Source organism: Acinetobacter sp. NIPH 298, assembly GCF_000369505.1.
Lineage (GTDB): Bacteria > Pseudomonadota > Gammaproteobacteria > Pseudomonadales > Moraxellaceae > Acinetobacter.
The window spans coordinates 938,192-950,377 of sequence record NZ_KB850055.1 but is presented as its reverse complement, the minus strand read 5'-3'; the positions used below and the strand labels follow the sequence as shown (position 1 = coordinate 950,377).

Here is a 12,186-nt window from a genome sequence, read left to right as displayed (position 1 = left end):
ATACTTCCCGTCACCGTTCTTTGACATGAATGGTGACGGTTCCATGAACATTATCATTAGAATCAAATTCATACACCACAAAACGATCTGAGGGTTGTGTATGCGGCTTTATGCTCGCATCTTTTTTCTCTCGCGGATCAGTGACTTTGGTTTTCTTTTGCTCTTCATGCGGCGATAGCACACTATCAAGTAATGTACTAATCCTGACTTCACGCAAATAACGATCACTCAAGGCACGTTGAACTCTCCAACGCTCTTGCTCAGGTTTCATCGCGTCTTGTTCAGCTTTAATAATAATATTCGGCAAAATATTATTTGCCAACCCTGTCTGTAGTGCGAGCGTTCCCTCTGACATCGGCTGAACCGCCCACCCATCAGAAGAAGACAGAACCATCATGCACAAAATCATACAAATACCTGTATAATGATGTTGCTTATTTTTCATTGCAATTCATCCTGAATCTTTTTCTTATTTATTCTGAAATTAGCAAGTTTTTCATCAAGCCGCAATCTTATTAGTAAAATTCATCGAAAAATCGGATAAGCAGCATAAGTACAAAAAAAGATGGTAATTTTCATCACCATCTTTTGTTTGATTGTTAAAATTTTAGCTTAACTCAGTTTCATTTTATCGAAGACAAGATGACCATGTTCGGCTTTGATCAAAATATTATCTCCTGCCTGGAACTCACCTGATAAAATTTTCTGAGCCAAACTATTTTCCACTTGTTGTTGGATCGCACGTTTCAATGGACGCGCACCGTAGATTGGGTCAAATCCAGCATCAATCAACAAATCAAAAGCAGTATCATCCACAGTTAAACTCATATCGCGTTCACTCAAACGTGAACGTAAACGATCCAACTGAATATCTGCAATACCACGAATTTGCGCTTTTTGTAACGAGTGGAAAACAACCAATTCATCAATACGGTTGATAAACTCAGGACGGAAATGCTGACTGACAGCACTCATTACCACAGCACGCATCTCTTCATCCGTTGCACCCTCACCCAGTTCGCGCACGTCTTGTGAACCCAAGTTTGAAGTCATGACGATAACTGTATTCTTAAAATCAACCACACGACCTTGAGAGTCAGTTAAGCGACCATCATCCAAAACTTGCAATAAGATATTAAAGACATCTGGATGCGCTTTTTCCACCTCATCAAATAACACCACACTATAAGGCTTACGTCGAACAGCTTCTGTTAAGACACCACCTTCTTCATAACCCACATATCCAGGAGGTGCACCGACTAAACGACTGACAGAGTGTTTTTCCATGAATTCACTCATGTCAATACGGATCATGGCATCATCACTATCGAACAAGAAGTTTGCCAATGCTTTGGTCAACTCAGTTTTACCGACACCTGTCGGTCCAAGGAACAAGAACGAACCACTTGGACGATTCGGATCAGACAGCCCTGCACGCGAACGACGAACCGCATTGGATACAGCCACTACCGCTTCATCTTGACCAACCACACGATTATGTAAGAATGATTCCATATTCAGTAGTTTTTCACGTTCACCTTGCAACATTTTGGAGACAGGAATTCCTGTTGCAGCACTTACTACTTCAGCAATTTCATTCTCAGTCACTTTGGTACGAATCAACTTCGGTTCTTCATTGTCCTCAGCAACTTCAGCTTGCTCCAATCGTTTCTGCAACTCTGGAATAACACCATATTGCAACCGCGCAGCTTCTGCCAAATCACCTTCACGTTTGGCTTTTTCCAATGCCATTCGTGCTTGGTCTAACTCCACCTGTGCTTTTTTATCACCTTCAACCAATGTTTTTTCAGATTTCCAAATCTCTTCTAGATCATTGTACTCTTTCTGTTTTTCAGCGATTTGCTGCTCAAGATGATTCACTTCAGCTTTACTACCCGCGTCTTGATCTTTTTTCACTGCTTCCAATTGCATTTTCAATTGAATCAAACGACGATCAAGTTTATCTAAAGCTTCAGGTTTGGAGTCGATCTCCATTTTGATGCGTGAGGCAGCCTCATCAATCAAATCAATCGCTTTATCGGGCAACTGACGATCTGTAATATAACGATGTGACATTTTCGCTGCTGCAATAATGGCAGAGTCTAAAATCTGCACACCGTGATGGGTGGCATACTTCTCTTTTAAACCACGTAAAATCGCAATGGTGTCTTCAACGCTTGGCTCATCGACCAGCACTTTTTGGAAACGACGTTCCAGCGCAGCATCTTTTTCAATGAATTGACGATATTCATCTAAAGTGGTCGCACCAACACAACGTAATTCACCACGTGCCAAGGCAGGTTTCAACATATTCCCCGCATCCATTGCACCATCGCCTTTACCTGCACCAACCAAGGTATGCAATTCGTCGATGAATAAAATAATTTCACCGTCATGCTTGGCAAGGTCTTTGAGTACAGCTTTGAGACGTTCCTCAAACTCACCACGGTATTTTGCACCTGCGAGCAATGACCCCAAGTCCAAAGAAAGCACACGCTTATTCTTTAAACTTTCAGGAACTTCGCCATTGACGATACGTTGTGCCAAACCTTCAACAATGGCCGTTTTACCCACACCAGGTTCACCAATAAGTACGGGATTGTTTTTGGTACGACGAGACAACACTTGAATGGTACGGCGAATTTCATCATCACGACCAATCACAGGGTCTAACTTTCCTGCTAACGCACGTTCATTTAAATCAATGGTATATTTATTTAGTGAGTCACGTTGATCTTCATGGTTATTACTCATGACTTTGTCACTTCCTCGAATATTTTCAATAACTTTACGTAAACTTTCTGGAGTTACACCAACACTATTTAAAATGGTTTTGGTTTCGCCCGTTTCTGCTAAACCTAACAGTACCCAATCGGTTGATAAAAATTCATCACCCGCCTTTTGTGCATAGCGGTCAGCTAAATTCAACGCTTTAACTGCCTCTGGGTTGAGATTGATGTCACCTGTCGGATTTGCCAAAGTCGGGGCATTTTGTATTGCTTGCTCAAGCTTTTGCTTCAACTCTGGTAAACGAGCACCCGCTTGTTGCAACAAACTCAAATTGGCAGGCTCTTCGAGTAAAGTCGTTAGGATGTGGATCCCTGCGATTGATGTATGGTCTTTACCCATGGCCAATGATTGTGCATCTGAGAGTGCTTGCTGTAAGCGGTTTGTAAATTTTTCAAAACGCATTCTTGTTATTCCTCACAACAATTTTTTAACTTATCACTTAGATGGGAACGATTTTTTAAATTTCAAATAAAAAATTATATATTTTTCAATTGCTTAAAAATAATAAAAAACATAAAACTCAGTGATAATATGGGTGTATTGGTATTCTTTTTCAAGTCTGTTTTGTATCGTTTTTCTGTCAGTGCTGATTCAGTGCTGATTCACACAAATTGCTTATTGTGATTTTGAAGCGAACGTTTTAGCTTAGGTCTTTTACTTTCATTAAAATGTTCATTATGTCTCTAAAAAAAATCTATCTTGCAGCCGCTTGCCTACTACCAATTCACTTTGCCTTTGCTCAACTCCCCCAAGATTCTAGACGGGCGGGCGGAATCGCAGTTATTCCGCTAACAGCAAGCACAACACAAGTTTCTTATGAACAAAACCCCGTGTTGCTGAGCGAGGAAAATGGGCAACGTTATGCTATTTTTGGAATCCCATTATCCGCACCTGTTGGTACACTCACCTTAAATACCAATAACACACCGATTCAAATTGAAGTTAAACCATACAAATACCCAGAACAGCGTTTAACTATTAAAAATCAAAATCATGTCAATCCAAACCCAAGTCAATTAGAACGCTATGCACGTGAAGCTAAGGAGCAAAATGCGGTTTACACCTCATTTAGTAATAGCACATGGAAAAGTTTTCCAAAATTTATTGTCCCTACTTCAGGTAAATTTAGTAACTCATTTGGTCGAAAACGGTTTTTCAATGGTGAAGAACGAGCGCCACACTCTGGTTTAGATATTCCTGCTCCTGTCGGACAAAGAGTTGTTGCGCCTGCTGATGGCATCGTTGTACAAACTGGCAATTATTTTTTTAATGGCAAGACAGTTCTAATTGATCATGGTCAAGGCTTAATTAGCATGTTCTGTCATCTCAGCAAAATCGATGTGGAACAAGGGCAAACCATTCGTCAGGGTGAAACTCTCGGATTGGTAGGTAAAACAGGGCGTGTAACAGGCGCACATTTACATTGGGGCATGAGTCTAAATAATGCTCGGGTAGACCCTCAATTGTTTCTTAAATAAAAACAAAAAAAGTGATCTATCAAAATAGATCACTTTTTAGTAACGCTTAACGATACGAGCTTATGCAGCTTCTACAATTTCAAAGTCATGGGTAATTTCAATACCACCATCAGACAGCATTTTACTGGCCGAACAATATTTTTCTGCTGAAAGCTCGACGGCTTTTTCAACTTGTTTGGCTTTTACTGCATTACCTGTCACAATGAAATGTAGATGGATTTTGGTGAAGACCGCTGGGATTGTGTTCGCTCTCTCAGCTTTCAACTCACATACGACACCCGTCACATCTTGTCGAGATTTCTTTAAAATGGTCACAATATCAAACGAAGCACAGCCACCAAGTCCCATTAAAATCAACTCCATAGGACGTGGACCACGGTTTTCACCCCCATACTCAGCAGAACCATCCATCACCACACTATGGCCACTTTCTGATTTTGCCTCAAAAGCAACATTCTCTAACCAATGTACACTTGTTTGCATTGCAACTACCCAAAAAACGTTATAAATTTACTGTGTTCTTGTACACTAACATAAAATGAGTTGATAAGGAATTTCATCTCTTCTGTGTAGAAAAAGCTCAAATGAGCCTGTGCGATCGGTTTTATCAAAATTCGGAAATTTTAAGCATGACTTCAAATTTTTCACAACTTAGCACTGATGCTTTGTCTCCAGGCCAACTGCCTGAATCGGTAAAAGCATTGCTAAAACGTGCTCATATTAATAGATATCCAAAACGCACCACGATTGTTGACGCTGGAATGGAATCAAGATCACTGTATTTAATTTTAAAGGGTTCAGTGTCGATTATATTACGCGAAGATGATGAGCGTGAGATTGTCGTCGCCTATTTAAACCCTGGGGATTTCTTTGGTGAAATGGGATTGTTTGAAACAAACCCACAACGTACTGCTGAAGTACGCACCAGAGATGTTTGTGAAATTGCAGAAATTACTTATGACAACTTTCACGAACTCAGCAAACAGTATCCTGATTTGAGCTATGCTGTATTTGCTCAACTTGTGCGCCGTCTTAAAAATACAACACGTAAAGTCACTGACCTTGCATTTATTGATGTTTCAGGTCGTATTGCGCGTTGTTTAATTGATTTATCTTCACAACCAGAAGCCATGATTCTGCCGAATGGTCGCCAAATTCGCATTACGCGCCAAGAAATTGGTCGTATCGTTGGCTGTTCCCGTGAAATGGTTGGTCGTGTACTTAAAACACTTGAAGACCAAGGTATGATCCAAACCGAAGGTAAAGCAATCTTAATTTTTGATGCTTCTTTAGAGGAAAATACGTTCCCTGAAGAAGAGTTTGATGATGAAGATTAATCTCATCTGATATTCATCAAACCCCACATAAACAAAGCCAGTGTAAAAACACTGGCTTTGTTTATAAATGAATAGCAGAATCTATGTAGATGTGATTACATAATTACAATGATTATAGAGCGAATCAGAATGTTAAGTCTGATCAACATTTTTTATAATTCACCGTAATTACGACTATACTCATAAGATACTGATTTGGAGAGAATAAGTATGAAGAAGTTAGCTTTGAGCCTTTGTGCGGTCACTGTAATGACAATATCTGGCTGTGCATCGTTCGCAGAAATGGCTGGTGCAGACAGCGCAACGCTAAATGCCCAATCTGCGCAAGGCTTCAGTAAGATGACTCAAGAAGCTCGTGCTAAAAATCAGCTTGATACCAGTTCTGCCACATATCAACGCATCAATACAGTATTTAATCGTTTAAAACCACATGCCGATAAAATGAACCAAACAGGTCAACGCTTTGACTGGCAGCTCGCCGTATTAAAATCGGATACAGTCAATGCTTATGTTGCACCTGGTGGTAAAGTTGTTTTCTATACGGGTATCGTAAATAAACTTAATCTCACCAATGATGAAATTGCTGCAATTATGGGCCATGAGATGACTCATGCCTTAGAAGAACATGCGAAAAGTAAAATCGGTGCGCAAGCACTGACCAACTTAGCAATTGGTATTGGTACATCTTATGCTGGTGCCAATATCGGTGAAGCAGGTAATGCTGCAATTAATTTGGGCAGCCAAGTGGGTATTGGTTTACCTTATTCACGCAACCTAGAAAGCCGTGCCGACTTTGGTGGCTTAATGCTGATGGCTCATGCAGGTTACAACCCAAATGCAGCCATTACATTGTGGGAAAAAATGAGTCGTTTAGATGGTAAGAGTGGTTCTGCATTCCTATCAACTCACCCATCAAACACTCAGCGTATCAGCGATATGCGCAAAAACTTACCAGCAGCAATGGCAATTTATAATAACCGTCGTTAATCACATCACAGCCATTAAACACCAAAAGGCGTTTAATGGCTTATACCACCACAACGTCAAATTCAAATAATTTCCGCAATCTGCATATCCGCATCTAACATTTGATTTAAAGCTACTAGGTTTTTAATTTTACCTGTTCGATGTGCGATCACTGGTACTTCCATTTTCATTGCTTCCATCGTGGCAATTACATCACCCAGCTCGACTTGAGCATTTTCTTGAACCATCCAGCTACTTAAAATCCCATTGATTGGTGCGATAACAGCACTTTCATCGTGCAGCGACGATGAAGCCTCATCAGATAAATGATTCTCCGTAACACTGGCCATTTTCAACAATCCGACAGGCAATCCCACTTGATGAAGCTTGCCATCAATCTCAATTGTGTAGCGCTGTAATACAGATGAATCTGATTTTTTACTGCGTGGATGCATTGCAAAGTTATGCTGAAACTCCTGCTCTATCCAACGGGTATGCACTTTAAATGCATCAACAAAGTCTGGTTCTGACAATATCGCACGATGAAAGGCTAAAACAGATGCGACACCCTCTAACTCAAAATGAGCAAAGGCTCTTTTAGCACGCTGAATAGCGATTTCACGCGTTGGCCCCGTCACAATTAGTTTTGCCATTAATGAATCAAAATGACTTGAGACAAGACTCCCTTGGATAACACCTGTATCTAGACGAATACCAATTCCCGAAGGTGGATTAAATTGAGTAATACGACCAAATGTCGGAATAAAGCCTCGCGCAGGGTCTTCTGCATTGATACGAAACTCAATCGCATGACCTTGTGGTTTTGGCGTTTCTTGGATAGAAAGCGGTTGACCAAGTGCAATTCGAATCTGTTCAACAACCAAATCAATCCCTGTTGTTTGTTCAGTGACAGGGTGCTCTACTTGTAAACGCGTATTGACCTCAAGAAAAGATAGCCTACCCTCTTGGCTTAACAAATATTCCACTGTGCCAGCGCCAACATAATTCGCCGCTCGACAGAGATCGAGCGTAGATTGTATTAATTGCTGATAAATATCGTCATCAATAAATGGCGCAGGTGCTTCTTCTACCAATTTCTGATTACGGCGTTGTAAACAGCAATCACGGGTTCCAACCACCACAATATTGCCATGCTGATCGGCAATTACTTGGGCTTCCAGATGTCTGGGCTTATCTAGATACTGTTCAACAAAACATTCTCCTCGACCAAAAGCTGCTTGTGCTTCTCGTACTGCCGAAGAATAAGAGTCGGCGACTTCATCTAGCTGCCTAACCACTTTTAAACCACGTCCACCGCCACCATAAGCAGCCTTAATTGCAATAGGCAAACCGTATGTTTGTGCAAATGTCATCGCTTCATTGGCAGAACGAAGTGGCTGTTCAGTACCATGAACCAACGGTGCTCCAACAGCTTGTGCAAGCTTACGCGCTTCGATTTTATCGCCTAGTTTAATCATGCTTTGAGGAGTTGGTCCGATCCAAATCAACCCTGCATCGATAACAGCTTGCGCAAAATCAGCACGTTCAGACAGAAAGCCATAACCCGGATGAATCATGGTTGTTTGGCTTTGCTTGGCAATATTCAAAATTTTATCAATATCGAGATAGCTTTCTTTCGCAGTTTGTCCAGATAATGCCCACGCCTCATCTGCAAGTTTTACATATAAGCTTCCCATGTCATCGTCGGCATAAACCGCCACAGAATGAATACCTAAATCTTTACATGCTTGAATAACACGAACAGCAATTTCACCACGATTGGCAATCAACAGCCTATGTTGCTTATACATTTTTTTTGATATCCATAAAGTCTGATATTTTGCGAAACTGGATATAACATCCTGCTGCAAGTTGAGCGATCAAATCAAGATGATAAGATGCTACAGCCGCAATGACTGGATAACCCCCAGTAATCGGATGATCATTCATAAACAAGACAGGCTGGCCACTGGCTGGAATCTGTATCGCGCCTGTGCAACATCCCTCACTCGGCAACTCATGCTTGATCTGACGTTGTAAAGGCTTATCCCCAGCGAGCCTTAATCCAATTCGATTACTCTCCACCGTGATCAACCACCGCTGTTCAAGCAATAAATCAATACTTTCTGGCGTAAACCAATCCATTCGAGGCCCCAACACAATATCAACCACAACCTGATCGCCTACTTTGGATAATTCAGTCGCTGATTGGTCTAAATCAGCGCATCCCGTTTTCAATTGTGCTGATCGTATTTCATCCCCAACTCTCAAAGGTGCTGTTCCAAGTTCAGCCAAACTGTCATAACTGGCACTATTTAATACCTGTTCGACAGCGATACCACCACGAACTGCCACATAGTTACGGATCCCAGCCTGAACTTTGTCCAGATAAATTTCATCGCCCCGATCTAATGCGATTGGTTGATATAACGGTTGTTTGACTGTATAGCCGTTCGCATAGCTCACCCATAACTCCGTTTTTGCACCCGTTACCGCAATGACGGTTTCTTTCATCACCTTTAAGCGTAAACCACCATTATATATTTCTAGTGCAGCAGCATTTTTAGGATTACCCACACATGCATTGGCGCAGTGAAATGCGCTCCGATCAATCGCACCTGCCTGTCCAACACCTAGTTGTGCGACATTTTTACGTCCCTCATCTTGTATTAACACTTGCAAACCGACATTTTGAACGGTGAAAACAACTGGATTTTGTGGCACTTTGATAGGAACTACACGAGTCGCAGGGACTGTGACTTGCGTCGGATGCTTGCTTATATCTTTAAAAATCACCTGATCACTTGGCAACAGTAAAGCAGCTTGCTCTCGATTGACATCCCACATCGTTTGATCTGTACGTCCGATCAACTGCCATCCGCCAGGACTGTCTTTTGGATAAATACCACTATATTCACCCGCTAAACCCACGGAGCCCGATGCTATTTTTTTACGTGGTGAGGCTAAGCGTGGAATGCTTCCAAAAGGATGATCTGGACTGATCAAATAAGCAAAACCAGGAGCAAAACCAATAAAGGCAACTTGCCAACGACTATGCGTATATTTATGAATGACCTCATCCACATCGATACCCAAATACTCAGCAACATGCGCAAGATCAGCACCGTCATAACATACATTGATGATGACTTCTTTTTTGTTGGTATTTGCAGAATACTGATCTATTTTTTGTGATGAAATCCACTGAATCAGGTTTTTCCCATCAATAAAGATAGGATCGAAATAAACCAATATGGTACGTGCAGCAGGTATAAGTTCTTGGATATAAGGATGTGCTGCGAGCTTTAAATGATGATAAAGCGTAATGGTTTCTTCTAAACTGGGTAACTCAATCAAGAAACAATTCAGATTAACCGATAAAAATCGCATACCATTACTCTTTTATTTAATAGGCATAAAAGCATTTACATGCAAAAAGCACGTACTTCAATTTGATTTTCAATTAACGCTTGGCGGATCACTTTCGCAAGTTGTACAGCTCCCATGGTATCGCCATGCAAACAAATCGTGTCAGCTTGGATAGGTGTAAAGTTTCCTTCAATGGATTCCACCCCACCTTTTAGGATCATATCAAGAACACGTTGAGCCACAATCTCTGCATCATGTAAAACAGCCCCAGTTTCAAGACGAGAAACTAAAGTGCCGTCATCGTGATAAGCTCTATCGGCAAAAGCTTCTGATACAACTGTCAAACCTTGCTTTTGAGCAAAATCAATCAATGGTGAGCCAGCCAATGCTACCAACGTTAAGTCTGCATCAAATTGTAGAATCGCATCAATCACCGCTTGGGCTTGCGTTAAATCTGTCGCGATAGTGTTATATAAAGCACCGTGCGGTTTGACATAGCTTACTCTTGTTCCCACAACATGCGCCAAACCATGTAAAGCTGAAATTTGATAAAGTACATCGGCAAGTAGTTCGTCATAAGATAAGGTCATTTTTCGTCGACCAAAACCAACTAAGTCAGGATACGATACATGTGCGCCGACATTTACATTAAATTTGGCGGCTTGTTTTAATGTTTTTAGAATATGAAGTGGATCACCTGCATGAAAGCCACATGCAATATTTGCGCTACTGACAATAGGGAGAATTTGCTCATCGTTACCCATACTCCATGAGCCATAGCTTTCACCCAAATCGCTATTTAAATCTATATACATAATGACCTTATATTTTTTAGTTTTCCAAAAATCAGGTTGTCACAACCTGTCTGCTCAAATGCTAACAGAAAACTTGTAAGACTTACATTCTGGATCTATACCACTTTGACTGCGTTATATTTATGGAAAAAAATAGCGGTTAATCCCAATCTATCTAATTTTTTATTAAAAAAAACCCACCAAAATAATGAGGCGGGTTTGATGACTTAATATAATTTTTCTTGTCCTTCCAATCTGGTTTTAAAACGTCGATGAAACCACATATATTGGGTCGGCTGCGTCCTGATTTGATTTTCGAGGATCAAATTCACTCGTGTTGCATCTTCCACCTCATCAAGACCCGGAAAATGATCTAACGGTGGTTCCAATAAAATGTGATATTGGGGATCTCGAATATCGCCTTCACGATAAAAGAATAAAGGAATGGCTGATGCTTTGGTAATTTTCATCAATCGGCGATGTGCAGTTAATGTTGCAGCCTGTACACCGAAGAACGGTGCCATAACACCTTGCTTCAAGCCAAAGTCTTGATCAGGGCTGTACCAAATTGCATGGCCATTTCTCAAACTATGAATTAATCCTTTCATATCGTCTTTCGAAATTTGATTCTTATAAATCGTCGCTCGACATCTACGGATCAACATATCCAATAAAGGATTGTTTTGTGGTCTATAAACAACATCAAAATCAAAAAAACAACTGCTTACATAGCCGCCAGCATCCAACAATGTGGTATGGCTACTGAGCAATAAAACCCCTTTGCCCTGTGCTTGCTGAAGATGCTCTAGTCCATGGATATGTATTCGCTTTTTAAACCAATGCGGACAATACCAAGCGTTTAATGCCTCGAAAACACCCAGCATCATATTTAGAAAGACTTGTTTAGCATCTTGTTGTATTTCGAGTTCGCTTTTCTCTGGAAAACAGAGTTCGAGATTTCTAATCGTGGTTTTACGTCTAGACTTTAGATATTTCCATCCTAGTTTAGACAAGCCTTCAGCCAATCGCCATTGAATAGCCCAAGGAAGAATGGCAAATATCATTAAAATGAGTATCGCGACCCATATTCCCCAATATTTAGGCAAAAGAAAAGACCACTGAAACTTACTTGCTTCATGGTATTGCTCTGAATTCATAGCAGCCAGTTTATTAAGGAAATCTCGCAAGCCTAGCACATATAATTTTTTAATGTTTTTAATTTTCGTACTCTAATTAATTTACATTCTGCAACTATACTTCGCACTTCCAATCAAGGTTAATAAACATGACCATATAAAAAATTATCTGCACCTACACACCATGAAAAATTTGTGTGCTTCGTGTACAGCAGCTCTAATCATTCATCTCATCTTATTTCAATTAAACCATAAGATTCAATGAATAATATATATATGATTTTATTAATGAAATATGATGTCGATATAAACACCT

10 protein-coding genes are annotated in these 12,186 nt (G+C 40.6%); 3 read left to right on the top strand and 7 right to left on the bottom strand.

What is annotated here, in order from left to right:
- Nucleotides 1–10: 10 nt before the first annotated feature.
- Both F903_RS09485 and clpB read right to left on the bottom strand, forming a co-directional pair.
- Nucleotides 11–445: a hypothetical protein gene (locus F903_RS09485; protein ID WP_005196595.1), complete on the bottom strand. Its 435-nt coding sequence runs from the start codon at nucleotides 443–445 to the stop codon at nucleotides 11–13.
- 167 nt (nucleotides 446–612) lie between these two features.
- On the bottom strand, nucleotides 613–3,192 hold the full coding sequence (gene clpB / locus F903_RS09480) for an ATP-dependent chaperone ClpB (RefSeq protein WP_005196594.1): 2,580 nt from the start codon (nucleotides 3,190–3,192) through the stop codon (nucleotides 613–615).
- Between the two features lie 266 nt (nucleotides 3,193–3,458).
- Here clpB and F903_RS09475 point away from each other — a divergent pair, with 266 nt between their 5' ends.
- Entirely contained in the window at nucleotides 3,459–4,268 is an 810-nt protein-coding gene (locus F903_RS09475; protein WP_171065225.1) for a peptidoglycan DD-metalloendopeptidase family protein, read from the top strand.
- Between the two features lie 60 nt (nucleotides 4,269–4,328).
- Here F903_RS09475 and F903_RS09470 read toward each other — a convergent pair whose 3' ends face one another.
- Nucleotides 4,329–4,751 (bottom strand): OsmC family protein, encoded by a 423-nt coding sequence (locus tag F903_RS09470; protein WP_005196590.1) that lies wholly within the window; start codon nucleotides 4,749–4,751, stop codon nucleotides 4,329–4,331.
- Between the two features lie 146 nt (nucleotides 4,752–4,897).
- Between F903_RS09470 and crp the strand changes: the two genes are divergently transcribed.
- Both crp and F903_RS09460 read left to right on the top strand, forming a co-directional pair.
- Nucleotides 4,898–5,605, top strand: coding sequence for a cAMP-activated global transcriptional regulator CRP (crp, locus tag F903_RS09465; RefSeq protein WP_005196588.1), 708 nt, complete (start codon nucleotides 4,898–4,900; stop codon nucleotides 5,603–5,605).
- Between the two features lie 210 nt (nucleotides 5,606–5,815).
- The gene (locus tag F903_RS09460; protein WP_005196586.1) at nucleotides 5,816–6,592 is read left to right on the top strand and encodes a M48 family metallopeptidase; all 777 of its coding nucleotides are present in this window, start codon (nucleotides 5,816–5,818) and stop codon (nucleotides 6,590–6,592) included.
- A gap of 62 nt (nucleotides 6,593–6,654) precedes the next feature.
- Here F903_RS09460 and F903_RS09455 read toward each other — a convergent pair whose 3' ends face one another.
- From F903_RS09455 to F903_RS09440, 4 genes are all read right to left on the bottom strand, one after another.
- Nucleotides 6,655–8,382, bottom strand: coding sequence for an acetyl/propionyl/methylcrotonyl-CoA carboxylase subunit alpha (locus tag F903_RS09455; RefSeq protein WP_005196584.1), 1,728 nt, complete (start codon nucleotides 8,380–8,382; stop codon nucleotides 6,655–6,657).
- Nucleotides 8,375–9,961: a 5-oxoprolinase subunit B/C family protein gene (locus F903_RS09450; RefSeq protein ID WP_005196581.1), complete on the bottom strand. Its 1,587-nt coding sequence runs from the start codon at nucleotides 9,959–9,961 to the stop codon at nucleotides 8,375–8,377. The genes F903_RS09455 and F903_RS09450 overlap by 8 nt, the downstream gene beginning before the upstream one ends.
- Nucleotides 9,962–9,996: 35 nt before the next feature.
- Nucleotides 9,997–10,755: a LamB/YcsF family protein gene (locus F903_RS09445; protein WP_005196578.1), complete on the bottom strand. Its 759-nt coding sequence runs from the start codon at nucleotides 10,753–10,755 to the stop codon at nucleotides 9,997–9,999.
- Nucleotides 10,756–10,961: 206 nt separating this feature from the next.
- Entirely contained in the window at nucleotides 10,962–11,891 is a 930-nt protein-coding gene (locus F903_RS09440) for an LpxL/LpxP family acyltransferase (RefSeq protein ID WP_005196576.1), read from the bottom strand.
- Nucleotides 11,892–12,186: the final 295 nt, after the last annotated feature.

What these genes read in the sequence shown, in the direction of transcription:
- F903_RS09485 (WP_005196595.1), bottom strand. Translation starts at nt 445, where the DNA reads ATGAAAAATAAGCAACATCATTATACAGGTATTTGTATGATTTTGTGC.
- clpB (WP_005196594.1), bottom strand. Translation starts at nt 3,192, where the DNA reads ATGCGTTTTGAAAAATTTACAAACCGCTTACAGCAAGCACTCTCAGAT.
- F903_RS09475 (WP_171065225.1), top strand. Translation starts at nt 3,459, where the DNA reads ATGTTCATTATGTCTCTAAAAAAAATCTATCTTGCAGCCGCTTGCCTA.
- F903_RS09470 (WP_005196590.1), bottom strand. Translation starts at nt 4,751, where the DNA reads ATGCAAACAAGTGTACATTGGTTAGAGAATGTTGCTTTTGAGGCAAAA.
- crp (WP_005196588.1), top strand. Translation starts at nt 4,898, where the DNA reads ATGACTTCAAATTTTTCACAACTTAGCACTGATGCTTTGTCTCCAGGC.
- F903_RS09460 (WP_005196586.1), top strand. Translation starts at nt 5,816, where the DNA reads ATGAAGAAGTTAGCTTTGAGCCTTTGTGCGGTCACTGTAATGACAATA.
- F903_RS09455 (WP_005196584.1), bottom strand. Translation starts at nt 8,382, where the DNA reads ATGTATAAGCAACATAGGCTGTTGATTGCCAATCGTGGTGAAATTGCT.
- F903_RS09450 (WP_005196581.1), bottom strand. Translation starts at nt 9,961, where the DNA reads ATGCGATTTTTATCGGTTAATCTGAATTGTTTCTTGATTGAGTTACCC.
- F903_RS09445 (WP_005196578.1), bottom strand. Translation starts at nt 10,755, where the DNA reads ATGTATATAGATTTAAATAGCGATTTGGGTGAAAGCTATGGCTCATGG.
- F903_RS09440 (WP_005196576.1), bottom strand. Translation starts at nt 11,891, where the DNA reads ATGAATTCAGAGCAATACCATGAAGCAAGTAAGTTTCAGTGGTCTTTT.